Source organism: Mordavella massiliensis, from assembly GCF_016901695.1.
In the GTDB taxonomy this organism is placed as follows: Bacteria; Bacillota; Clostridia; order Lachnospirales; family Lachnospiraceae; genus Claveliimonas; species Claveliimonas massiliensis_A.
In genome coordinates this window covers 20,810-44,058 of record NZ_JACJKS010000005.1, presented here as the reverse complement: position 1 = coordinate 44,058, position 23,249 = coordinate 20,810, and the positions used below count along the sequence as shown (strand labels likewise).

The 23,249-nt window shown below is 56.1% G+C and carries 27 protein-coding genes and 1 tRNA gene; 5 read left to right on the top strand and 23 right to left on the bottom strand.

What is annotated here, in order from left to right:
- The 5 genes from H6A20_RS04750 to H6A20_RS04730 are packed head-to-tail and all read right to left on the bottom strand — an operon-like array spanning position 1 to position 3,452.
- Complete coding sequence (locus H6A20_RS04750) at positions 1-783, bottom strand: protein-ADP-ribose hydrolase (RefSeq protein WP_204906027.1); 783 nt, start codon at positions 781-783, stop codon at positions 1-3.
- On the bottom strand, positions 780-1,625 hold the full coding sequence (locus tag H6A20_RS04745) for an SIR2 family NAD-dependent protein deacylase (protein ID WP_204906026.1): 846 nt from the start codon (positions 1,623-1,625) through the stop codon (positions 780-782). Before H6A20_RS04745 ends, H6A20_RS04750 begins: the two co-directional genes overlap by 4 nt.
- A gap of 1 nt (position 1,626) precedes the next feature.
- Entirely contained in the window at positions 1,627-2,070 is a 444-nt protein-coding gene (locus H6A20_RS04740; protein ID WP_204906025.1) for a helix-turn-helix domain-containing protein, read from the bottom strand.
- Positions 2,055-2,510 carry a macro domain-containing protein gene (locus H6A20_RS04735; protein WP_204906024.1) on the bottom strand — a complete coding sequence of 152 codons (456 nt, stop codon included), beginning with the start codon at positions 2,508-2,510 and terminating at the stop codon, positions 2,055-2,057. The genes H6A20_RS04740 and H6A20_RS04735 overlap by 16 nt, the downstream gene beginning before the upstream one ends.
- Before the next feature lie 15 nt (positions 2,511-2,525).
- On the bottom strand, positions 2,526-3,452 hold the full coding sequence (locus H6A20_RS04730) for a DUF1848 domain-containing protein (RefSeq protein ID WP_204906023.1): 927 nt from the start codon (positions 3,450-3,452) through the stop codon (positions 2,526-2,528).
- A gap of 140 nt (positions 3,453-3,592) precedes the next feature.
- On the opposite strand from H6A20_RS04730, the gene H6A20_RS04725 reads away from it, so the two are divergent.
- A complete protein-coding gene (locus H6A20_RS04725) occupies positions 3,593-3,919 on the top strand; it encodes an LPS biosynthesis protein (protein WP_204906022.1) in 327 nt (108 codons plus the stop codon).
- 143 nt (positions 3,920-4,062) lie between these two features.
- On the opposite strand, the gene H6A20_RS04720 is transcribed toward H6A20_RS04725, so the two are convergent.
- The 3 genes from H6A20_RS04720 to H6A20_RS04710 all read right to left on the bottom strand — a co-directional run bounded on the left by H6A20_RS04720 (position 4,063) and on the right by H6A20_RS04710 (position 6,857).
- On the bottom strand, positions 4,063-4,779 hold the full coding sequence (locus H6A20_RS04720) for a PD-(D/E)XK nuclease family transposase (RefSeq protein ID WP_243426128.1): 717 nt from the start codon (positions 4,777-4,779) through the stop codon (positions 4,063-4,065).
- Positions 4,780-5,307: 528 nt separating this feature from the next.
- Positions 5,308-5,844: an HD domain-containing protein gene (locus tag H6A20_RS04715; protein ID WP_204906021.1), complete on the bottom strand. Its 537-nt coding sequence runs from the start codon at positions 5,842-5,844 to the stop codon at positions 5,308-5,310.
- A gap of 104 nt (positions 5,845-5,948) precedes the next feature.
- Positions 5,949-6,857 carry an AraC family transcriptional regulator gene (locus H6A20_RS04710; protein WP_204906020.1) on the bottom strand — a complete coding sequence of 303 codons (909 nt, stop codon included), beginning with the start codon at positions 6,855-6,857 and terminating at the stop codon, positions 5,949-5,951.
- Positions 6,858-6,972: 115 nt separating this feature from the next.
- Here H6A20_RS04710 and H6A20_RS04705 point away from each other — a divergent pair, with 115 nt between their 5' ends.
- A complete protein-coding gene (locus H6A20_RS04705; protein ID WP_204906019.1) occupies positions 6,973-8,196 on the top strand; it encodes an MFS transporter in 1,224 nt (407 codons plus the stop codon).
- A 162-nt stretch (positions 8,197-8,358) separates the two neighbouring features.
- Positions 8,359-9,105, top strand: a complete 747-nt coding sequence (gene ymfI / locus H6A20_RS04700; protein ID WP_204906018.1) for an elongation factor P 5-aminopentanone reductase — start codon at positions 8,359-8,361, stop codon at positions 9,103-9,105.
- Positions 9,106-9,147: 42 nt separating this feature from the next.
- On the opposite strand, the gene H6A20_RS04695 is transcribed toward ymfI, so the two are convergent.
- From H6A20_RS04695 to H6A20_RS04640, 12 genes are all read right to left on the bottom strand, one after another.
- Positions 9,148-9,687, bottom strand: coding sequence for an isochorismatase family protein (locus H6A20_RS04695; protein ID WP_204906017.1), 540 nt, complete (start codon positions 9,685-9,687; stop codon positions 9,148-9,150).
- 16 nt (positions 9,688-9,703) lie between these two features.
- The gene (locus H6A20_RS04690) at positions 9,704-10,456 is read right to left on the bottom strand and encodes an exodeoxyribonuclease III (RefSeq protein ID WP_204906016.1); all 753 of its coding nucleotides are present in this window, start codon (positions 10,454-10,456) and stop codon (positions 9,704-9,706) included.
- A 23-nt stretch (positions 10,457-10,479) separates the two neighbouring features.
- Positions 10,480-11,214, bottom strand: coding sequence for a tRNA pseudouridine(38-40) synthase TruA (truA, locus tag H6A20_RS04685; protein ID WP_204906015.1), 735 nt, complete (start codon positions 11,212-11,214; stop codon positions 10,480-10,482).
- 50 nt (positions 11,215-11,264) lie between these two features.
- On the bottom strand, positions 11,265-12,503 hold the full coding sequence (locus H6A20_RS04680) for a threonine/serine exporter family protein (protein WP_204906014.1): 1,239 nt from the start codon (positions 12,501-12,503) through the stop codon (positions 11,265-11,267).
- A gap of 3 nt (positions 12,504-12,506) precedes the next feature.
- A complete protein-coding gene (nrdR, locus tag H6A20_RS04675) occupies positions 12,507-12,968 on the bottom strand; it encodes a transcriptional regulator NrdR (protein WP_204906013.1) in 462 nt (153 codons plus the stop codon).
- A gap of 67 nt (positions 12,969-13,035) precedes the next feature.
- On the bottom strand, positions 13,036-13,290 hold the full coding sequence (locus H6A20_RS04670; protein WP_204906012.1) for a PRC-barrel domain-containing protein: 255 nt from the start codon (positions 13,288-13,290) through the stop codon (positions 13,036-13,038).
- Between the two features lie 72 nt (positions 13,291-13,362).
- On the bottom strand, positions 13,363-14,577 hold the full coding sequence (locus H6A20_RS04665; RefSeq protein ID WP_204906011.1) for an ABC transporter permease: 1,215 nt from the start codon (positions 14,575-14,577) through the stop codon (positions 13,363-13,365).
- Positions 14,578-15,351 carry an ABC transporter ATP-binding protein gene (locus H6A20_RS04660; RefSeq protein WP_204906010.1) on the bottom strand — a complete coding sequence of 258 codons (774 nt, stop codon included), beginning with the start codon at positions 15,349-15,351 and terminating at the stop codon, positions 14,578-14,580.
- A 149-nt stretch (positions 15,352-15,500) separates the two neighbouring features.
- The gene (locus H6A20_RS04655; RefSeq protein ID WP_204906009.1) at positions 15,501-15,950 is read right to left on the bottom strand and encodes a hypothetical protein; all 450 of its coding nucleotides are present in this window, start codon (positions 15,948-15,950) and stop codon (positions 15,501-15,503) included.
- 1 nt (position 15,951) lies between these two features.
- Positions 15,952-16,164 carry a helix-turn-helix transcriptional regulator gene (locus H6A20_RS04650; RefSeq protein ID WP_204906008.1) on the bottom strand — a complete coding sequence of 71 codons (213 nt, stop codon included), beginning with the start codon at positions 16,162-16,164 and terminating at the stop codon, positions 15,952-15,954.
- A gap of 215 nt (positions 16,165-16,379) precedes the next feature.
- Positions 16,380-17,309 (bottom strand): carbamate kinase, encoded by a 930-nt coding sequence (arcC, locus tag H6A20_RS04645; RefSeq protein ID WP_204906007.1) that lies wholly within the window; start codon positions 17,307-17,309, stop codon positions 16,380-16,382.
- Positions 17,310-17,481: 172 nt separating this feature from the next.
- Positions 17,482-17,554, bottom strand: a tRNA-Ala gene (locus H6A20_RS04640).
- 106 nt (positions 17,555-17,660) lie between these two features.
- On the opposite strand from H6A20_RS04640, the gene H6A20_RS04635 reads away from it, so the two are divergent.
- Positions 17,661-17,954, top strand: coding sequence for a phage holin family protein (locus H6A20_RS04635; protein ID WP_204906006.1), 294 nt, complete (start codon positions 17,661-17,663; stop codon positions 17,952-17,954).
- Here H6A20_RS04635 and H6A20_RS04630 read toward each other — a convergent pair.
- Positions 17,951-18,850, bottom strand: coding sequence for a LysR substrate-binding domain-containing protein (locus H6A20_RS04630; RefSeq protein WP_204906005.1), 900 nt, complete (start codon positions 18,848-18,850; stop codon positions 17,951-17,953). The two genes, H6A20_RS04635 and H6A20_RS04630, sit on opposite strands and share 4 nt — an antisense overlap.
- A 114-nt stretch (positions 18,851-18,964) precedes the next feature.
- Here H6A20_RS04630 and H6A20_RS04625 point away from each other — a divergent pair, with 114 nt between their 5' ends.
- Positions 18,965-19,651: a YoaK family protein gene (locus H6A20_RS04625; protein ID WP_204906004.1), complete on the top strand. Its 687-nt coding sequence runs from the start codon at positions 18,965-18,967 to the stop codon at positions 19,649-19,651.
- Positions 19,652-19,722: 71 nt separating this feature from the next.
- Here H6A20_RS04625 and pheT read toward each other — a convergent pair whose 3' ends face one another.
- Together pheT and H6A20_RS04615 are read right to left on the bottom strand one after the other, a co-directional pair.
- Positions 19,723-22,164: a phenylalanine--tRNA ligase subunit beta gene (gene pheT / locus H6A20_RS04620; protein WP_204906003.1), complete on the bottom strand. Its 2,442-nt coding sequence runs from the start codon at positions 22,162-22,164 to the stop codon at positions 19,723-19,725.
- Positions 22,165-22,178: 14 nt separating this feature from the next.
- On the bottom strand, positions 22,179-23,216 hold the full coding sequence (locus tag H6A20_RS04615) for a phenylalanine--tRNA ligase subunit alpha (RefSeq protein ID WP_204906002.1): 1,038 nt from the start codon (positions 23,214-23,216) through the stop codon (positions 22,179-22,181).
- Between the last annotated feature and the right edge of the window lie 33 nt (positions 23,217-23,249).

Here is a 23,249-nt window from a genome sequence, read left to right as displayed (position 1 = left end):
TTAGTTGTTAAGCAGTTTTTGATAGATTTCTAAATCCTTGTCCGTAAAGACATTGAAAATTACTTGTTGAATGGAGCTGTCCGTCTCAAGAAAGCTCCTAACTGTTTTGACTGCGATTTCAGCCGCCCGTTCCTGGGGAAAATGGAAAACGCCAGTTGAAATACAGCAAAAGGCAATAGACTGTACCTCATTCTCTGCGGCAAGCTCCAGGCAAGATTGATAACAGCTTGCCAAGAGATCACAGTCACTTTTGCGAAGTGGTCCTGAAATAATCGGCCCAACCGTATGCAGCACATATTTGCAGGGAAGATTGTAGGCAGGCGTAATTTTAGCGGTTCCCGTTTCTTCTTCATGCCCCTGCGCCTGCATAATCTCGTTACACTTGATCCGAAGCTCGACACCGGAAAGCGAGTGAACAATGTTGTCGATGCAGGAATGGCAAGGTTGCCAGCACCCCAATAGGGCGCTGTTGGCGGCATTTACAATCGCATCGCAACGCAGTGTCGTAATATCTCCCTGCCAAAGCGTTATTTTCGGATCATTCTTTACCCTCGGCAAATCGCAGGCCACGGTAATTCCTCTTTGCCGTATCATCTCCGACAGGTATTCATCCTGAACCTTCAGGAAATCCTTCGATGCCGGATACGGAGGACGCACATTAAACAGAGAACGTAAAAGCCGCCATTGTTGATCCTCGGTGTCAGGAATGGCAAGGTTCTCGTACTGAGGCATCTCGTGCTGTAATTCTCTGATGAGATATATCCTTCTTTCCTCCTGGGTCATATCTTCACCTCCTTTAACCGTGAAAGCACATTACCAATGTCAGCGTTGATGCAGATTGACCGATTTCTAATCTCCGGCGGAGCGAATGCCTCTCCGAAATTGATACAGGCATAGGTGGCATTTTGATTTGCATAGGTCATTTTCCAAAAAGGATATTTAATAATGACCGGAGTGTTGGCTCCCACGCCAAGCTCCAAATATAACACTTTCAGTCCATCGTGACGGCGCAGAAAATCGTCGTAACGCTCCGCGGCCAGATGCCAGCCTTCATCCTCAACAAAAGTATTGTCGCTCCGCAAATTCATGGTCATGGGTTTGCCGCAGACAGGGCAACGTGGGACTAACTCTGTGGGTATCCTCATGTCCCTCTGCTCGGCGACCATCCGCCGGACTACTTCCTCGTTATCATACGTTTTCTGATGGCAAGGCTCCATACATTGCCAAAGACCATAGTCACCTTGCGTGTAAAATAGCTTGTGCTTGTCAAATCCCGCCTTCTGAAACTGGTGGTCCACATTGGTAGTCAGTACGAAATAATCCTTATCCTGCACCAAAGACAGCAGTTCTTGATAAACCGGCTTCGGGGCATCCAGATAACGGTTGCAGAAAATGTACCGGCTCCAATAAGCCCAATGTTCTTCCAGCGTATCAAAAGGATAGAAGCCGCCGGAATACATATCAGAAAAGTGATACTTGGCAATAAAGTCCGGGAAGTAATGCTCAAACCGCTCCCCGGTATATGTGAAGCCTGCTGATGTGGATAAGCCAGCCCCGGCTCCGATCACAATCGCATCGGAGCTGGCAAGCTGCTGGGATAATCTTTCTATCTGTTTCTGGTCCAAACTACACTACCTCTTTTCCTTGGGAAGTAATAAAAGCTGCAAATTTCTGAAACGGCTCACGGCCAGGTCTGACCGCAGCACATTCCCATGTGCCATACGTCCCACGGGCTATTCCTGCTTTATCTGCAATCTCAACCTGCGTCAGTCCTAATTCCAAACGAAGTTCCTTGCATCGAAGCTGAAATGGATAGTCCAGAAACCGACAGTAATCGTCAAAGAGAAGTTTTTCGTCTATCTCTAACGCCTTTGCCAGTCTCTTTGCCTTATCATAGGCAATGGGCATATAGCCAAGCTCATAGTTCAAAATCGTTGTCTCTGATATTCCGGTCATATCTCCTAATTCCCGCCGCAGAAGGCCGCGGTACTCACGATAATATCGGAGTTGTTCTCTTGGAGAGGCATCAGGGGCAATCGAAACCCACGGAAATTCTAAGTGCAGCAGCATTCGATCTTGCTTGACCAGGTAAACCCCTGTGTGATTGAGTGAGGAATGGCATTGTCGATGCAGCCGTGACAGGGCACAAAGCATCCCAGCATCTGGGAATTGGCGGCATTGACAATAGCGTCCACCTCCAGTGTGGTGATATCCCCCCGCCAGAGGACGATGCGGTCGTCGTTCTTGACAGCCGTGCAGGCATACTCATCCCGGATCACAGGCAGTGCATCTCCATGTACGATCCCTCTTGCCCGCAGTTCCTCCTGCAGAAGTTCATCCTGCACACGCAGGAATTCCGCGCTTACCTCCCCCGGCCATCTCACGTTCATCAGGCTGCGCAGCAGCCGTCTGCGCTCTTTTTCATCCACCGGTTCCCGCAGCGCCGCGTATCCCGGATTTTCTTTTTTCAGCTCCCGGATCAGCCAGGATACTTTCTCCGAATGATCCATGTCTTCTCCTCCCCGTCACATGAAGTCAAACAGCGAGAGCTGGTTATCCCGGCTGGACTCCATCTCCCTGTCCGCGATCGTCTCATCTCCCCTGAGATGTCCGATGAGGAGCGGCGATTCCGGGTCGTGCTGCCCCTTCCGGTTCTTCGCGCTGGCCAGGCTGGCCGTGGCATAGCAGTAGCGGCAGCCGTGCACGCAGGTGTCATACATGCCGATGTCAACGCTCTCGCAGCAGCCGCACTCTTTCCGCTGTCCCTTATCTCTCTTCAGATCCAGCTTATAGCCGACGATCTTTTCTATCTTTTCCCTGTCAATGCAGGCCGCATGGCGGATCCCGCATGTTGTCAGATCCAGATTCTCTGCGCATGTATAGAGCGGAAGCCCGTACTTTTCCGCGATCTTTGCAAACCCCTGCGCCAGCCGGATCTTCTCTTCCTCCTCCGGCTCCCCGAACGGGCTGCCCCTGTATGTGTCCACAAAGCTGAAAATGCAGCGGGTCGTGTACCTGTGCAGCCACCCGCACAGCATGTCAAACTGCTCCAGATGATAGGACACTGTGTACCTGTCCGTCAGAAGGACCGGATCAAACCGGAAGTCCACCCGCTCCTTCCCCAGCCGCTCGCTCAGCAGGATAAAGCTGGCGATGGACTCCTCCGTAGTCGGGAGGTTCGGTTCTATATCTCTCTCATAGTCCGTGACGGACATCTGAAAACAGTAGGGATACCCAAGCCGGTCGATCATCTTCAGATAATGCAGCATCGGCTCCGGGTTCTTTGTCCAGAAGACAAAGCAGTCCACCACATCCGGAGTAAGCCGGACGCGGCTGATCTTTTTTCTGTTATAGGGATTGGGAACCAGCACTTCCTCCGCCAGCAGCCGGTTCATAAACCACTCCGGATACAGGGCTGGGATATCTGTCCTCCTGCTTGCGCTGATGATCATAGATCCTCCCGGTCTCTCCGTGCGGACACGGATATATTTACAGTAGATTATATCACATTTCTTCTTTATATGACAGGGAAACTGATACATTGCTTTTTTCTTTCAGATCCGATAAGATGGTAGCGGAAGGAGGATCCGCCATGATCATTGAAAACAATCCGAAAGAACTGGCTGCCATGGAAGAATTTCACAAGGGAAACCGCGCGGAGGGCCTGAAGCTGCAGGAGGAATTCGCCTCCCAGTTCAGGGAGGAATACAAAGATAAGGACCACTGTCCCTGCCAGAAAGCCTGCCGTTATCACGGGAACTGCAAGGAGTGCGTCGCCATCCACCGGGCCCATCAGGAGCATGTCCCGAACTGCATGCGCCCCATGCTGAACAAAAAGATCAAACTGCTCTCAGAGCTGACCGAGCACACGCTGGCGCGGGAGATCGAGCCGCCCGCCGAGGTGCTGCGCAACAAATAAGAAAGGATCCTGCTTTGCGGGATCCTCCGCCTGCGGCGGGTCGCATAAGCGACATCTTCCATTCCGCGGCAGTGCGATCCTCGCGGAGCGTTTTTATTTCATAGGAAAGCAATTTCCTATGAAATAGAAAAGAGCGCCGCCTGTCAGCGGCGCTCCAGTTCCCCGAGCCGTTTTCTCAATCTGTCGATCTCCTCCTTCTGGCCCTCGATCGTCTCCCTCTGACTGTCAATCTCCTCCTTCTGGCTGTCGATCGTCTCCCTCTGACTGTCAATCTCCTCCTTCTGGCTGTCGATCTCCTCCTGCATCTCATCGATCATATACTGCACGGTATTCCGATCCAGCTCCCGCAACTCCTTAGAGAACATCTCCATCACCTTCTCCGTATGCAGGCACAGTTCATAGATTTCCTCGTACAGCTTCCCGAATTCCGGATATCCCCGAAGCAGTTCCTCTATCCTTTCCGGTTCATCTGTACTGAAAAACACAAGCCATGCCTCCAGCTTATTTCTGATACCTTTATTGTGCACAATCTTCCGAAATATGTCAAGCGCAATAAAGCAATATTCCTGCAGCAGCTCCACTTTCAGCCCGGTGTTTGATCTCTGTGAGAAGAGATGCAGGTACTCATCCGGAAACGCATTGAATTCCTTCGGGCTCCCCTCATATAGGATGATCGTGTATACTTTTTTAATGTCCCGGTAGCTGAAGCTTTTTCCCTTTTCCCCCTTCACTCTTTTATACTGTCTCAAAAGCAGGTCTGCAGAGTAGCAGGCGCTTCTCTGCCCGGGAAACCTGTATCCCAGCTTCTGCACCTCCACATTCGCAATACTGTGGTCTTCCATCTCAATGACTATGTCCATGACTACAAGAGAATGTTATCCGCTATCCGGGTAGAATCATTCGGGATCGCTGACAATATCTTTATCTTCTGTCCCAGAACAAGAGACAGAAATTCTTCCAGGCGCTCCGGCGCGCTTTCCGGATTCAGGATCTCCTTAAACATTCCTTGTGCGTATCATGGGAAAATACTGCTGTAAAATGCCCGCCATTTTACCCCTCCGTTTCTTTTGTGCTGTTTTTAAGTTCCATTCATTTACGGGTATGACTTCCGACCTGGAAATACCGAAAATGAGAAGCCTTGCGGCTGTAAGAAATGCCTCGCCATGAGCCGGCAAAGCGACTGGACCCCAGAGCAGGATCCGTGTGGATCATAATAACATAATTTCATCTCTTCGGCAAGCTTTTTCCAACAATCACCGGAAGTGCCAAAAGGCACATTCCGGGATTGTAGGCGGTCGCCAAGGTCTCGGGCAAGCCCGGACTTTGGCTCGTCGCCAGTACAAAAAAGAGTCCCGCCTGCGGAACTCTGAAACACGTATAACACTGTCCTAATCAAAATTCTTGCGGATCAGCCTGCAGTATTCCTGAAACACAGGCTCATCCCGGAAATCATTCGCAAGGGCATCCCGGATCCCCTTGTAGTACCAGCCGATCATCTTCTTATCCTTCATGCGGAAGCGGTTCCAGAGTTCTTCCCCCACTTTGGGATAGTCCCTGTCAATGTCCCGCATATTGGAGAGCTTGTCCGCCAGGCCGATCATCTGCACCTCCCGCGGTGCGCTCCCGATGGAACGGATCGTAGCGCTTTTTCGCTCCAGCCATGTCCTGGACTTGTCCTCGCTCTCGCCGGCGACCATGCGGGCCACCCGCGGGGAAAACTCCAGCGCCAGCACTTCCTCCGTCACGCCGCTGCAGTCCTCGATCGTGTCGTGCAGCACAGCCGCGCTTATGATCTCCTCGTCGCTCGTCATCCGTGATACGATCTCCTTCACCTCGATCGGATGCACGATATACGGACGTCTCGTCCCCTTGCGGAACTGCCCTGCGTGCGCCTTCGTCGCAAATTCCACTGCCCTCTCGACCATATTCATACCTCTTTTTTCTCCGACTACCGTTTCCATACGCCGCCTCCCGGCTTCCCCTGCCGCCCGGTATCGCCTGCCCGTGCTATTATGCATTCATCATAGCATCAGCAGTCTGAAATAGCAATGGTTTTCCCGCTTTTTTGCCGGTACTCGCCGGCGCTCATATGATACTGCTGCCTGAATTTCCGGCAGAAATAACCTGCGTCCGCAAAGCCTGTGTCTGCCGCAACAGACGAGACGGACTTCCGGGTTGTCTGAAGCTGTTCTGCCGCCTGTGCCAGCCTGTAGCGGATGAGATAGGCCACCGGGGATATCTGTATGCCTGACCGGAAAATATGGAGGGCGCCGCTTTTACTCAGGGATGCGGATGCCGCGATCTGTTCGAGCGTTATTTCTTCCATATAGTGATCGTGGATGAACTGCATCATGATCTGCAGTTTAGCCTGCTTGTGATTCAGGCGGCGGAGACGGGAAGAACCTGCTTCCAGATCCATGTGCCCCGCCAGCAGCTCCCACATTTCCAGAAGCATCCGCACAGTGGTCAGTTCGCAGTCCTCCCCTGCCTCCTGCAGGGCAAAAATCCGCCGCAGGATCTGCAGGATCTGCGCCTGCCAGTCAATATGCGGATCCAGAAGCTGATACGGGACAGACGAGCGGATGACAGGCATAACGTACTTGCGGCAGACAAATGTCTCCTCTGCCGCGAGAAGAGACGGGGAAAAGACAATATTAGGCGCAACTGCGCTTTCCTGCGCCTCATACCGGTGCAGCACCCCGCTGTTGATAAAAATGCCGCTCCCCTGCCGCAGCTCTATCCGGTCTTCCCCGGCAAGACAGAGCACACTCCCCCGGGCCAGATACATAAATTCCAGCTCATGGTGCCAGTGCCAGTCTACCCGGTGGAAGTCAAACTGCCAGATATCTTCCGGATAATAGGCAAATGGATACTCACTGCTTCCGTGGACTGCCATCTCCCGGAGTGTTTCATCCGTAACTGTCGCGCAATATTCCATACCCATCCTCCCGTTCATCTCATTTTGTGATATTGTACCATATAAAAGCAATTATATGCAATGATTTATTATTTTTCACGTGATATAATCCATATCCAGAACAGGAGGAAACAAAATGAAAACTAAAAATCAGTATAACAAAACTATTGCAGCCTGTTTCACGGGCTATATCGTCCAGGCTGTTGTCAATAATTTCGCGCCGCTGTTGTTTTTGCTGTTTCAGAAAACCTATCACATCCCGCTCTCCCAGATCACGCTGCTTGTGACCTTCAATTTCGGGATACAGCTTCTTGTCGATCTTCTGTCCGTCGGATTCGTGGACAGGATAGGATACCGGACCTCCATGGTCGCGGCTCACATTTTTTCAGCCGCAGGCCTGATCCTGCTCACCGTTCTGCCTGACCTTCTGCCGGTACCGTTTGCCGGCATACTGATCTCCGTCATGGTCTACGCAGTCGGCGGAGGGCTGCTGGAGGTGCTTGTCAGCCCGGTCGTGGAAGCCTGCCCTTCCGATCACAAAGAGAAGGCCATGAGTATGCTGCATTCCTTCTACTGCTGGGGCTATGCGGGCGTCGTTCTTGTATCCACGCTCTTTTTCCATCTGGCAGGCATGGAAAACTGGAAGTTCCTGGCGCTGGCATGGGCCCTTCTGCCCATCTGCAACGCCTTCCTCTTCACAAGGGTTCCCATGGCTCCCCTGCTTGCGGAGGGCGAGCGCGGCATGACGACTGGCGCTCTCTTCCGAAATAAGCTGTTCTGGATCCTGCTCGTCATGATGGTGTGCGCCGGCGCAAGCGAACAGGCAGTGAGCCAGTGGGCATCCGTATTTGCCGAGAAGGGCCTTGGCATCTCCAAGAGCGCCGGGGATCTGGCCGGCCCGATGGCATTTGCCCTGCTGATGGGACTGTCCCGCCTGTTTTACGGGAAATACGGACACCGCATCAACCTGGAACGCTTTATGGCCGCCAGCGGGCTTCTGTGCATTTTATCCTACCTGGGGATCTCCCTCCTTCCGGTTCCCCAGCTCAGTCTGGCCGCCTGCGCTGTCTGCGGCCTGTCTGTGGGGATCATGTGGCCGGGCACCTTCAGCAAGGCGGCCGCCTCTCTTCCAAGAGGCGGGACAGCCATGTTCGCGCTGCTGGCCCTCGGCGGGGATATCGGCTGCTCGGCGGGGCCCACGCTGGTGGGACTCGTCTCAGGCGCCATGGATGACGATCTGAAACTGGGCATCCTGGCAGGCGTACTGTTCCCGCTTCTTCTGGTAGCAGGGATCGCGCTTGCAAAAAAGCCGGAGGTGAAACGCAGCAATGAAAGGGAAGCTGTCCTTGGAGAAGCGTAAAGATGGATTTATTTTTATCGTATTTTCTGTAGAAAGTTACGAGAGCTGCTTTTTATGCGCAGAGGAAAGCGGACTGAAAATACGCGCCTGCCCGGACAGGTAGACAGCAGGTATACTCTGGTGTAAAATGAGGGAAACGATAAAGACAAAAGGAGAAGATTCATGTCTGCAGAACAGTCCGTAAAATACGTACTCGTCACAGGCGCCTCCCGGGGCATCGGCCGCGCCTGCGCACTCCGCTTCGCCAAAGAGGGCTGGCACGTCTTCCTCAACTGCCGCTCCTCCCTGGATGAGCTGGAGGAGGTCCGGCAGGAAATCCAAAATGAGTTCCCAGGGCACTGTACCCCCGTCCCCGGAGACGTGGGAAACCCGGAGGATGTACGAAAGATCTTTGAGAAGATCTACCAGGTCTGCCCCTGCCTGGATGTGCTTGTCAACAATGCGGGCATCGCCCACATCGGCCTGCTCACTGATATGACGGACGGGGAGTGGAGCCGTCTTTTGGACACCAACCTCTCCTCTGTCTTCTACTGCTGCCGCAGCGCGGTGCCGCCCATGGTCACAAGAAAAGCCGGGCGGATCATCAACATCTCCTCCATGTGGGGCACGGTTGGCGCCTCCTGTGAGGCGGCCTACTCCGCGGCGAAATCCGGCGTCCACGGGCTGACCCGGGCCCTTGCAAAGGAGCTGGCCCCCAGCAATATCCAGGTCAACGCCATCGCCTGCGGCGTCATTGACACGCAGATGAACAGCCAGCTGCAGCCGGACGAGCGGCAGGCGCTTGCGGAGGAGATCCCGGCCGGCAGGTTCGCCTCCCCGGAGGAGGTGGCGGATCTCGTCTGGCAGACGGCCCACGCCCCTGCCTACATGACCGGACAGGTCATCGGAATAGACGGAGGGTATATCTGATCTGTCCAGATCAGATATACCCTCCGTCTTCTTTTCTATTTCCTATTTTACAAGTCTCTGGATCTTCTTGCTCTCCTCTGTCCCGGCCTTTTCCAGCAGTTCAAAGAGGAGCGCCTCGTACGTGGTGAGGATGGCCCCCTCCTGGCGGGCCCGCTCAAGCGCCATCTCATAGTCGCTCCGCCTGCGGCTTGAGATGCAGTCCGCCGCAAGGACCGGCACAAAGCCCGCTGCCTTCAGGTCGATCAGCGTCTGCAGGACGCAGATGTGCGCCTCCACGCCGCAGAGGATGATATACTTCTTCCCCCGGATCCAGGGGTGGCTCCTTACGACATCCTCCCAGGCGCTGAACCGGATCTTCTCCACAAAGTCCTCCGTCCCGGAAGCCTGAACGAGCTCCTGCACCGTACTTCCCAGCCCTTTCGTGTACTGCTGGGTGAGCACCATGGGGATGCCCAGCGTCCGGAGGCCTGCCAGCAGGATGGATGCATTCTCCGTCAGTTTCTCTTTCCGGTCCATGACCGGCATCAGTTTCTCCTGGTAATCGATCACGATCGCCGCTGTGTGTTCACGCTCTATCCGCATGTTTAACCGCCTTTCCCTACTCTATATCCAGTTCCACCGGGCAGTGGTCCGAACCCATCACGTCCGTCAGGATCTTCGCATCCTTCAGCCGCCCTTCCAGCGCGCGGGACACGCAGAAATAGTCGATGCGCCACCCCGCGTTCTTCTCCCTTGCCTTAAACCGATAGGACCACCAGGAGTAGACGCCCTCCCTGTCCGGATAGAAGTACCGGTACGTGTCAATGAAGCCCGCGTCCAGAAGCTCTGTGAACTTCTGCCGCTCCTCGTCCGTAAATCCGGCGTTCTTCCGGTTCGTCTTCGGATTCTTCAGATCGATCTCCTTGTGGGCCACATTCAGATCCCCGCAGAAGATCACCGGTTTTGTCTCCTCCAGCTTCTTAAGGTACGAGAGGAAATCCCGCTCCCACTCCATCCGGTAAGGAAGCCTGGCCAGCTCGTTCTGGGAGTTGGGAGTGTATACGGTCACAAAGTAAAATTCCGGGAATTCCAGGGTGATGACCCGCCCCTCCTGGTCGTGCTCCTCCACGCCAATACCGTAGGACACGCCCAGAGGCTCCTCCTTTGTGAAGACCGCCGTCCCGGAATACCCCTTCTTCACCGCATAGTTCCAGTACTGGTAGTATCCCGGCATCTCCAGGTCGATCTGCCCCTCCTGGAGCTTCGTCTCCTGCAGGCAGAAAATGTCCGCGTCCGCCTCCCTGAAAAATTCTGTAAATCCTTTCTGGACACAGGCCCGCAGGCCGTTTACATTCCAGGAAATAAACTTCATCCGTCTTACTCCTTTGCTCTCTTCTAGTAGTATACCTTGCGCAGGAACAGCCCCCTGGCCGGCGCGAGAAAGCCCGCCAGGCTCCGGTCCTCCGCCGCGATGACTACGGGCAGCTTGCTCGCGTCCCGCTTCCCGGTCCCGATCTCAAGCAGGGTTCCTGTCAGTATCCGCACCATATGGTAGAGGAAGCCGGACCCGTAGTAGGTGATCCGCACCTTCTCGCCGGACCGCACGATCCGGATGTTGTAAATGCGGCGCACTGTGTCATTTGTATCTCTGTTGTCCGTAAAGCTGACAAAATTCTTGACGCCGATGAGATATTTCGTGGCGTCCCGCATGGCCTCGATGTCCAGCTTCTCCGGATAGTGATAGCAGTACCGTCTGGAGAACACGTCCGGTTTCTCCCGGCAGTCTATATAGTACTCGTACTTCTTTCCCTTGGCGCTCTTCCTGGCGTGGAAGCTGTTCTTCACCATCTCCACCTTCAGGATGCGGATGTCCTCCGGGAGGTACCGGTTCAGGGCGCTTTTGAGCTCCTCCGGGTCATAGGCGCCGGACAGCTTCACGCTGGCCACCTGCCCCCGGGCATGGACGCCGCTGTCCGTCCGCCCGGAGCCGTCCACCTGGACCCGGTATCCCACGATCCTGCCAAGACTCCTCTCAATGATATACTGTATCGTATTGTCTGTCGTCGCCTGCCGCTGCCACCCCTGGTAACGGCTGCCGTCGTAGGCGATCGTCAGCTTGTAATTTCTCATATACACTCACCCACTCTGTCTGAAACTAAACTGTATACGGCCAGTCCCCGTCAGATGATATTCTGCCCGGGCGTCTTCTCCCTCGTCCTGATATACAGCACGTACCGGGACACCACATCCACGATCAGGAAGCCAAGCGCGATGGCCAGGCATGTCTCCAGAAGCACCCACGTCTCGTTGCCCGCCATGGCGGAATCGCCGCTCACCCAGCCGTACATCATGTAGTACAGGTTCGGTCCGGGTATGAGCGGAAAGGCCGAGGCCGTCAGGAAGATCGTCGCCGGCGCCTTGTTGACCCTGGACATGACAAAGGCATACGCAGCCACGAAGATGCCGCCTGCCAGCGTCGCCGCAAAATTGCTCGGCCACACGGCAAAGGTCACCACATAGATCGCCCAGGTAAAGAAAGCGCCAACCCCGCAGAAGAGCACCTGCCTGCCCCGGATCCTAAACCAGAGGGCAAACCCGATGCACGCGACCGTACAGGAGACAAGCTGTACCGGCACGCTGTTGTTCAGGATAAAGCCGTCGTACTCGCCTTCCCCCAGAAGCCACATGGCGAGGGCGATGCCAAAGGCGATGCCCGCCGCTCCCAGGACGGAGTTCATGATATTGATAAGCCCCGAGATGAAATCCCGCTGCAGCACCTCCCGTATGCCGTTGGTCGTGCTCAGCGCACTGATCAGCAGCATGACGATGCCGATCATGATCCGGTCCGGATGGGTGCCGATGCCAAGCGCCGCCATACCGATGATCACCACCTCGGAGAGAAATGCAAGGAGGAGGTTGTATACAAGAAGATTGTCCTCCACCTTGTCCAGCACCCTGCCCACGAACACAATGAGGAGGGAGACAAGGACCGCCACAACAGCGTCCGTCAGTCCGCAGCCGAAGAAGACCGCAAAGCCCGTCCCTCCCATGATCCCGGCGGCGTACGTAAGCGCCACCGGCTGCTGCTTCCGGTTCATGACCTCCAGATACTTTTCCCGGAGCGTCTCCTCGTCCGGGGTATGCCGGCAGACATACCGGGCCAGGTTGTTCAGGTAATCCAGCCGGTCATAGTTGATCCCCGCGGACTCGATGTGCCGGATCTGGGTGAGGAACTCTCCCTCCGGCGTCTCCACGGTGATCTGTATATTGCTCGGGATGACAAATACATCGTACCGCTTAAAGCCGTAGCTCTTGCACATCCGGTACAGCGTGTCATCCAGTCTGAAGTTCTCTGCGCCGCTGCAGAGCATGGCCTCCCCGATATCGAGGATGCCTTCAAGGATCCGCTGATAATTCATCTCTTACGCATTCCCTCTGTCCAGAATTTTTTTGATCTCGTCCATAAATGTGTTCACGTCCTTGAACTCCCTGTACACAGACGCGAAACGGACGTAGGCGACCTCATCCAGCTTCTTGAGCTCGTCCATGACGATCTCGCCTATGGCGCTGCTGGAGATCTCCTTCTCCTCCAGGCTGAAGATCTTCGTCTCGATCCGGTCGATGCACTTCTGGATCTCCTCCGCGGAGGCCGGCCTCTTATAGCATGCCCGCAGGACGCCGTTCTCAATCTTCCCGCGGTTGTACTGTTCCCTGTTGTTGTCTTTCTTGATAATGATAAGCGGGATCGTCTCCACCTTCTCGTAAGTCGTGAAGCGCTTTCCGCACACATCGCAGGAGCGTCTCCTGCGGATGGAATTTCCGTCGTCCGCCGGGCGGGAGTCGATGACTCTCGTGTCCGGATGACCGCAGTATGGGCATTTCATCTCGTCTTTTCATCCTTTCATATTAATATATCAAGTATATATCCCGGCAAACGGAATTGTCAATTTATTACTTTGGCCGGCGGCCTATTTCTTCCGGGATCTCCACCAGGATGATATCGGGCCCGATCTTCCGGATGCACCCAAATGGGATCACATACTCGCCGCTGTCCCCGAACAGGCCGCAAAAGAAGCCGCCCCGGGGCACGATCACCGCCTCGATGCACCCGGTGCACTCGTCGAAGACAAGGTCCGCCACATACCCGAGTCTTCGGCAGTCGCAGATACTGATCACTTCTTTCTGCTGAAAATCACAGAGCCTCATGCTGTCACCTCCCCTCCCATCCTATGCGCGGATGCGGGAAGAGGTGCGGCATGAGGCTCTCTATTTCTGCCTCTATAAAGCCATGATTTTTTCGTTGTTGAACGCCCGGGCAATGATCACCGTGAGCACGCCGCCTAAAAGCAGCGTCTCCCCCAGCGTCACCGCGTACTGGGCCAGGGTGATCTCATGGCTCAGGATCGTCTGCAGCGCAACGGCGCTGTTGTAGAACGGGATATAGTAGTCGGCCGCGCGCCCGTCCCCCATGCGGAACATGGTCAGAAGCCCCACCACCAGCACAAGCATGTAGGCCGGCATGATGTAAGTACCTGCCTCCTTCGTCGTCCTGGCAAAGACGGACACGAGCGCCACCACCGCTGAGTACAGGAAGGCAAGGGCGATGAGCAGCAGGCCGAGCATGACGATCTGGGACGGATCCAGGCGGAGGTTCAGGGCCTCCTCCATGCCTGCCATGGAATCCATCATAAACGGGGTGCACGCCACCATGCCGCCCACATAGATGATGGAGGAAATGCCGGAGACCGTCATCAGGGCGAACACCTTCCCAAGGACGATGGAGGAGCGCTTCACCGGCGCCACAAGAAGGCTCGCCATGGTCCCTCTCTCCTTCTCGCCCGCGATCATGTCCGTCCCGATCCCCATAGCTCCCGCAAAGAGCAGGATCGTGATGAAGTAGGGGAGCATCATCCCCAGCGCCTGGCCGCTTGCTTTCTCGTCATCCTGGATCACCATCTCATCATTGTCCGAGTTGACTGTGAACACCGTGACAGCGTCCGCATTGCCCACCCGGCCGGCAAGGAGCGTCTGCCGGTAGGCTTCCAGCGCTCCCGTGGAGATCGTCTGGTAGGCCTGGGAGGAATACTCCTCGGACGGGTTGTAGTATGTCTTCACCTGGGGCACCTTGTCCCCCTCCCGGAATGCGGCGATCTCCTGGTCAAAGTCCTCCGGGAATTCGATGAGGAGGTCCGCGTCCCCTTCCAGGATCTGCGCCCTGGCCTTTTCGTTGTCCTCCGGGGAAGATACGGTCTCCATGTCGCAGTCCAGGCCGGCCGCCTCCAGAAAGGCCCGGAAGCTTTCCGGCTCATTCTGGACCCAGACAATGGATCTGTGGGACTCTATGTCGGACTGCATCTGCCCGGCCAGGTTGTTGATGATGGTGAGGATCGCCACCATAACGATCACCGGGAGAAGGAACACGGAAAACACCATCTTCTTATCGCGGAAGATCCGCGCCATTTCTTTACAGAATATCTGTCTGATGCCGTTCATCTATCTCTCCTCCTTCCGTCCTGCATAGATCTGGAAGAACGCGTCCTCCAGGTCATCGGCGCCCGTCCGGGCCAGGATCTCGTCCAGCGTCCCCTCCGCTTCCTTCCGGCCGTCGATGATGACGCCGATGCGGTCGCAGAGCTTCTGGGCCTCGGACATGATGTGGGTGGAGATGATGACAAGCTTGCCTTCATCCCGCAGTTTCCGCAGATAGTCCGTCACGCTCCTGGCCGTGATGATGTCCAGCCCGTTGGTGGGCTCGTCAAAGATGACCACGTCCGGATCATGTACCAGGCTGACCGCGATGGCCGCCTTCTGCTTCATGCCGGTGGAGAGTTCCCGGATCTTCTTGTGGGCGAACTCCCGGATGCCGAAATAGTCGAACAGCTCCTCCCGCCTCCTGGCGATCACGTCCTCCGGCACCCGGTGGAGGCGGCCAAAGAAGCGGAACATATAGTCCGGGTCAAACTGGTCGTCCAGCTTGATGTCGCTTGTGAGGAACCCAATCCGGTTGCGCACCGCCTCCGGCTCCTTCCCCACTTCGCAGCCCTCCACCCAGATCTCGCCGGATGTGGGTTTGATGATCGTGGAAATGCATCGCAGCGTGGTGGTCTTCCCGGCGCCGTTCGGCCCGAGGAGTCCGTATATCTCCCCTTTTTTCGCCGTCAGGCTCAAATGATCCACGGCTGTCTTATTCGGATTTTTTGTGTGCGACTCGGCCATCTGCTTCCGATTCAGCCGGTACACTTTTGTCAGATCCCGGATCTCTATCATGTCTCATTCCCTTTCTCCCCTGCGGGGCGCTGTCTTTTTTATCAGATCACAGTACATTTCTGCTTTTTGTTTGTACCATTGATATAATACAATAATATATTCCTTCCTGTAAAAAGTCAATACGGTCTGCGCACTTTTTTACAGATCATCTACATTTTCCCCGAGAAATACCTGTAGGTGACTGCCCCTGTCACCGCCAGGAAGAAGGCGGCCGCCACCAGCGTGGCGAAGACAGTTATGTTGAAGTAGCCCGCTGCGACGCCAGCCGTAACGAGGCCGCCCAGACCGACAACATAGGCCGTGCGCCCAGACTCCCGCTGGATCGCCGCCGCCCGCTCGTCATGGGCCTCGATATAGCGCTGCCTGAGCTTCCTCTCGTCTTTCAGCGCCCGCACATTGGACACGATCCCATAGACAGACGCTCCTGCCCACACCAGGAAGATCCCTGCCTGGAATCCCCTCACAAAACTGGCCGCGTGGGCATTGTCGTCCAGCTTCGAGGCACTGACGCCGCAGATCACGATCACCGCCACAGACACCACGAGAAAAAGAACCATCCCTTTGATCTGTCTTCTGAGTTTCTTCCTGTATTCCTTCATCTTACATCTCCTCCTCATCCACTTCCGAAAAATCAAACACATCCTCAATGGCCAGACCGAAATACCGCGCAATCCTGTAGGCCAGAACAAGAGAAGCCGTGTACTTTTCCTTCTCCAGCGATATAATCGTCTGCCGGGTTACACCGACTGCCAGGGCAAGCTCCTCCTGAGAAAGCTTGTGTTTCCTGCGCAGTTCCTGAATACGGGTCTTCATCTCTTTGACATCCCCTTCACAATCGTATAGTATGCTTTACATTTATAGTATAGTTCGCTTTACATTAAATGTCAAGTTAGTTTTACAAAATTGCATTCCGGACGTAACACTTTTTAAAAGTGTTACGTGTCCTGTGAAAGCATTAACAAAGGCCCCGGCCGCGCATTCCGCACGGCCGGGGCCTTTCACAAAGTTCTCTTTCTTTCCGTATCCGCCTACCGGATGATCGTTCCTGTCTTTCCCTTCAGTCCGTCTTTGAGCTTGTCAAAGGAAGTGATGAGCGCGCTGCGGCCCTCCCGCTTCTCGATGAACTCCACGGACGCGCGGAACTTCGGCAGCATGTTGTACACGCCGAAATGTCCCTCCTCCATGTACTGTCTGGCGTCTGCAAGGGAGATCTCGCCAAGCTCGGACTCCTTGGGCGTGTTCATGTTGATCCGCACCTTCTCCACACTTGTGAGGATGATGAGTTCATCCGCATCGATGGCCTCCGCCAGCTTGCCGGCTGCCAGGTCTTTCTCGATCACGGCGCTGGCTCCCTTTAACCGGTGATCCTGCTGCATCACCGGGATGCCGCCTCCGCCGCAGGCAATGACCACCTGATCCGCATCGATCAGTGCCTTAATGGCGTCGATCTCCACGATCCCGACCGGATTGGGGGCGGATACGACACGGCGGAAGCCCTTGCCAGGCTCCTCGATCACATAGTTTCCTTTCTTCCGCTCCTCGTTGGCCTCCTCAGCCGTCATGTAGCGGCCCAGCACCTTGGTCGGCGTGTAGAACGCCTCGTCATAGGGATCCACCGTCACCTGCGTCAGGATCGTGCTCACCGTGCGGTAGATGCCTCTGTCAAGAAGCGCCTCCCGGATGGCGTTCTGCAGGTCGTAGCCGATGTAGCCCTGGCTCATGGCGGAGCACACGGACATGGGCGCCGGCGTGTAATCCTGATGCGCCTTCCCGAACTCATTCATGGCGGTATGGATCATGCCCACCTGGGGCGCGTTGCTGTGGGTAATGGCAACCTGGTATCCCTCCTGTACAAGATCCGCTATGGATACGGCTGTCCGTCTCACTGCTTCCTTCTGCTCGGGCAGCGTATTGCCCAGCGCCCTGTGCCCCAATGCAACTACTACTCTCTTTTTCATCATGTTTTCTCCTTTAACTCTCTATGACTTTTTAACAGCTTTCATTTATCTGTCATTTATAAGAAATGATAGAAAAATTATATTATTTTTCTTGGGAAAATGCAATGGATATTATCGTTTCCACCGGGAAAATAAAAAGAAAAAAGCCGCTGAACTCCAGCGGCTTTCACCATGGAGCATACGGGATTCGAACCCGTGGCCTCCACAATGCGAATGTGGCGCGCTCCCAACTGCGCTAATGCCCCATGCGACCATTATACCACTTTGAAAAGAGAAATCAATCACTTTTTTTCTGCCGCCGCATATTTTGAACCAAAGACTGATCCTGCATCTTTTCACAGGAGGCGTCCGATGGAGCAGATCACCGAATATCTCAAGCCCGAACTTCTGTCTGTGGCAGTCATCCTCTTCTTTATCGGAAAATGGCTGGCCCGGCTGCAGGCAGTCAGAGAACCGTACATCCCGCTTATCAAATGCGGCATCGGGATCGCCCTGTGCGCCGTCTGGGTCCTGGCCTCCTGCCCCCTCTCCACCGGGCCGGAGATCGCCATGGCTGTCTTTACCGCAGTGGTGCAGGGAGTCCTTGCCGCCGGCCTGTCCACATTCCTTGGCCGGGTCGCCGGACAGCGGGGGCGCCACGACTAGCCCTGTCCGCCGCCCTTCTCCTGCCCGGATGCATACTCCCAGAACGCGCCGGCCGCCCGGGACAGGATCCGGTATCTCTGCCGGACCATGTAAAGGCGGGATTCCTTCCTGGGCTCTGTGATCGTCTTGTAGACGATCCCTTCCCCGGCGGCGAAATACCTTGCCGAACCGGGGCAGATGGCGATCCCCATCCCCTTCTCCACAAGCGGCAGCATGGAGGCGGAGGAGTTGTAGTAGCAGAGGATCTCCCGCTCCTGCGCCAGCTCGTTGAACCAGTGGTTGATCTCCTCCTGGAGCTGGTCCCGGACCGGCAGCATCAGCGTCTCCCCGCCCAGCTTCTTAAGCGTGATCCCTTCTCCCTGCTCCTGCGCCAGCGGATGCTCCCGGCTCATGGCGGCTACCCACGGCTCGCTGCGAAGAAAGATCTGCTCGCACTGCTCCATGTAAACCGGCGCGCGCACGATGCCTACGTCCGCCAGCCCCCGCTCCAGCTTATCCCGAACCTCGTCGCTGTTGCCGCACCAGATCTGGAACCGGACGTCCGGGTACAGCCCGTGAAATTCCTCCACCATATCGGAGAGGAGGCCGATGCCGAAGGACTCCGCCGCCGCGATGGAGACAAGCCCGTGCACGCCGCTCCCGAACTTCCCGATCTGCTCTTGGGTCTTCTCCAGCAGCTCCAGGATCTCGCCCGCCTGCTGCTTGAGGAAGCGCCCCTCCTGCGTGAGCTGTATCTCCTTTTTCCCGCGGATGAAGAGCGTGGTCCCGAGCTCCTCCTCCAAAAGGCGGATCTGCCGGCTCAGGGGCGGCTGCGCGATGCACAGTTTCCGCGCCGCCCGGGAAATGTTGCCCTCCTGCACCACTGCCAGAAAATATTTGAGCGATTTGATGTCCACTTCACGTCACCATACCTTTTCTATATAGTTATTCATATATTATATGTATTTTTATATATTTTTGCAATATGTTATAATAAGAATCACGGATACGGCAAGAGAAAGGTGAAAACAATGGACCCTGTAAAAAAATATGAGACACCCCTCCATTATATCATGGCGTTTGTAGGCGGCTTTTTCGGCGTCTACGCGATCCTCAGCTTCTGCAACCTGTTCGGGAACGCGCAGACCGCGAATCTGATCTATTTCGTGACGGATCTTCTGGGCGGAGACATAAAGGACGCCGCCCTGCGGATCGGCGGCATGCTTCTTTTCATGGCCGCCATCGTCCTGACCGTGTACCTCCCGAAGCACAGCCGGGTCAACCTCCAGGTCATGAGCGTTCTTCTGGATGCGGCCGCAGCCGTGCTGGTGGGCCTCTTCCCGGCGGACATCCACCCGGTCCTGGCCCTGTATCCCTTTTTCTTTGTCACGGCGTTTCAGTGGAACAGCTTCCGGGGCGCGCAGGGATTCGCCAGCTCCACCCTGTTCTCCACCAACAACCTGAAGCAGTTCACCATGGCGGCGACGGAGGTCCTGCTCAACGGCGACCGGTCCCACACAGCCAGGGCAAAATTCTTCGGCTGCACCCTGCTCTCCTTCCACGCAGGCGTCGCCTGCTCCTACGCTGCGCGGGTCCTCATCGGGCCCGGGAGCATCTGGCTTGCCCTGCTCCCCCTCGGCGTCTCCCTGTATGTGGTGTGCTTCGCCAACGGCTGGATCCCGGCAGCCCTTGCAGGCGCGGTCAGGCAGGAAGGCTAAACAAACTATATATTTAAAAAAATCCCCTTGCTCAAAGCTATGAGCGAGGGGATTTTGCATCCTTTTTTATTCTACTGCGCCCTGAGCTGCGCGCCCATCTTCTTGCCAAGCTTCTTCATCACCTGGCCGGCCGCGTTCTCGATCTCCTGGGAAGTCAGCGTCTTCTCATCCGAGCCGATGGTCAGGCGGATGGTGACGGATTTCTTTCCTTCCGGGATCTGTTTGCCTCTGTACTCATCCACAAAGGCAGCGTCCTTCAGAAGCGCGCTCGCCTTCTTCTTGCCCATGACTGCCTCATAGATGTCGCTCCAGGCAGCGTCTGAGTCAAAGAGCATGGAGATGTCGTAGTCTGTCTCCGGGTACTCCGCCAGGTGGGCAAAGGTGTTGGTCCTGGACGGGAGGGGCTTAAGCTTCGTCGCATCGATCTCAAAGAGCATGACGGAGAGGTTCTTGATGCCGCACTCCATGGAGACTTTCTTGGCCAGCAGGCCCAGGTCTCCGATCTTCTCCTCGCCCAGATAGATGTTCAGCCACACGACATTGTCCGCCCACACCGGCTTCTCCTCTTTCCGGAACGTGAAGCCCTCCATGTGGGTGTAGCGGGGCATGTACTCCAGCGCGCCCTTGGCCTCGCGGAAGAGCTGGTCGATCTTCTTCACACTGCTCGCAAAGGCCGCCCCGATATGCCGGCGCTGCTCCGGCAGGGACTCCGTCTCATCGTAGAGGGAGGTGTAGTTCCGGTCAAAGAAGACCTGCGCCTCCTCAAAGATGGAGAAGTCATTGAAATAGCGCTCGTTCTTCATCACTGCCTCGCACAGGTTGGGAAGCAGGGAGCAGCGGATGCAGCCAAGATCCGGAGCCGGCGGCGTGGAGAGCTTCAGCACGCCCTCTGTGCTGCCCAGCACGGCGTTCACGTACACATCGTTCATCCACGGATAGGTGTACACTTCCTGCATGCCGCAGCGGAGCGCCAGATACTCCTTGATATGCCGGATCAGGTCCTGATCCTTCTGGTTGATGGCGCCTGTAAATGTGGTGGTGAATTCTGTCGCCTCAAAGTTGTCATACCCGTACAGTCTGGCCACTTCCTCCATCACGTCGTCCTTCATGGAGATGTCTCCGGTGGACCGCCAGGTGGGCGCTGTCACATGCATGTTGTCGCCCTCGATCTCCACGTCAAAGCCGAGAAGTTCCAGCTTGGCGCGGATCACATCGTTGGACAGATCCTTGCCCAGACGTTTGGCAAGCCAGGCCAGGCTCACATCGATCTGGGCGCGCTCCAGCTTCTTCACATACTGGTCGCAGCAGCCGGTCACATGAAGCTCCGGGTACAGTTCCTTAAAATACTGCATGGAGAGGGCCAGTGCCTGGTCGCACCGCTCGGGATCGATGGCCTTCTCATACCGGGAGGACGCCTCCGTGCGGTTGTCGTAGCGCAGGGCCGTTCTCCTGACGCCGGTGGACTCAAAGTTCGCCACCTCCAGGATGACCCGCTTCGTGTCAGGCAGGATGGAATCCTTGGCGCCGCCCATGACGCCCGCCAGGGCCACCGGTCCCTCGGAGTCTGTGATGACGAGGTCGTCCCCGCACAGATCCAGCTCCTTGTCATTTAAGAGAACAAGCTTCTCCCCCTCGGCCGCGCGCCGCACCACGATGTGGTCGGAGATGTTGTCCGCGTCAAAGGCGTGGGTCGGGTTGCCTGTGGCCAGCATCACGTAGTTGGTGATGTCCACCAGCGCGTTGATGGGGCGCATGCCCACCTTCCAGATCCGGCTCTGCATCTTGTAGGGCGATGGCTTCACTTCCACGCCGGACATCTCCACGCCGATGTACCTGGTACATCTGTCGGGATCCTGGATCTCCACTTTAAAATCAGACTCCACATCCGCCTGCCAGGGCTCGATCTTCTTGAGGGGCAGGTCGTAGAGGGCCGCGATCTCGCGGGCGATGCCGTAGTGGCCCCACAGATCCGGCCGGTTTGTCATGGACTTGTTGTCGATCTCCAGGAGCACGTCGTTCATGTCCAGGGCGTCCGCCAGCGGCGTGCCGGCCGGCACGTCAAATGCGGACAGATCCAGGATCTCCGCCTCCTGTGAAGCGGGGAACAGATCCCCTAAGCCGATCTCATCGGAAGCGCAGATCATGCCGTAGGACTCCACGCCCCGCAGCTTGGAATTCTTGATCACGACAGGCTCGCCCTCGCCGTGCCAGCGCACCACCGCGCCCGGGCAGGCCACTGCCACGCGCATGCCTTCCTCCAGGTTGATGCCGCCGCAGACGATCTCCTTCGTCCCGCTGCCCAGATCCACTTTGCACACCCGCAGCTTGTCCGCGTTGGGGTGCGCCTCGATCTTCTCGATCACGCCCACAGCCATGTTGTCGAAACGGCGGGCGAGGTACTCCACGTCCTCCACCTCTACGGTGGACATGGTCACGTCATACGCAAGTTTCTTCAGATCCATATCTTCGGGGATCTCCACGTAATCCCCGATCCATGATAATGATAACTTCATTTCTCTTCTCTCCTTTATCTGAACTGCCTGAGGAAACGGAGGTCCGCGCTGTGGAACAGTCTCACGTCATCCACGCCATAGCGCATCATCACCAGCCGGTCCAGGCCGATATTTACATAGAAGCCCGTATACTCATCCGGGTTGAGGCCCGCTGCCCGCAGCACGTTCGGATGCGGGGAGCCGCCCGGCATTACCTCGATCCAGCCCACGTGCTTGCACACGCTGCAGCCTTTTCCGCCGCAGACCTGGCACTCCATGTCGATCTCAAATCCGGGTTCCACGAAGGGGAAGAAGCCGGAGCGCATGCGCACGGCCACGTCCCGGCCGAACACTTTGCTCAGGATGCTCTTGATCATCACCTTGCCGGATGTAAATGTAATGTCCTTGTCCACGATCAGCGCCTCGTACTGGAAGAAAGCCCTCTCGTGGTGGGCGTCCGTCGTCTCGTTCCGGTACACGCGCCCCGGGTACACGAAGCGGTAGGGAGGCTTGTGGGTCTGCATGTAGCGGACGCTGCCGCCGGTCAGATGGGGGCGCAGGCAGAGCTTCTCGTTCGTGCTCCCGCTGTCGTGTCCCTCCAGCCAGTACGTGTCCATGCTCTCCCTGGCAGGATGGTTCAGCGGGAAATTCAGCTTGTCAAACGCGTACATCTCGCTTGTGATATCGTCCTCCTGGAAGATCTCAAAGCCCATGGACCGGAACGTGTCGTTCAGGTCATAGCACATCTGGGTGATGGGGTGGAGTCCCCCGCCGGCCGGCAGGATCCCCGGTACGGAGCAGTCAAAGTCCGGCGATACCTCCGACGCCTTCAGCTTCAGCTCTGTTCTCTTGGCGTCGATCAGCTCCGTGACCTCCTTCTTCGCCTGGTTCAGCAGTTTTCCTATCTCCGGGCGCTGCGCGGGGTCCACATGGGGCAGCTCCTTCATCAGGAGCGTCAGGGAGCCCTGCTTGCCGACGTAGGCGCTCTTCACGTTCTGAAGCTGCGCTTCGCTTGCGGCCTCGGAAATCTTTGTCTTTACTTCTGATAAAATGCCGTTGATCTTATCTTTCATCGCACTTCTCCTTCCTGTGATCGGACAGGCGGC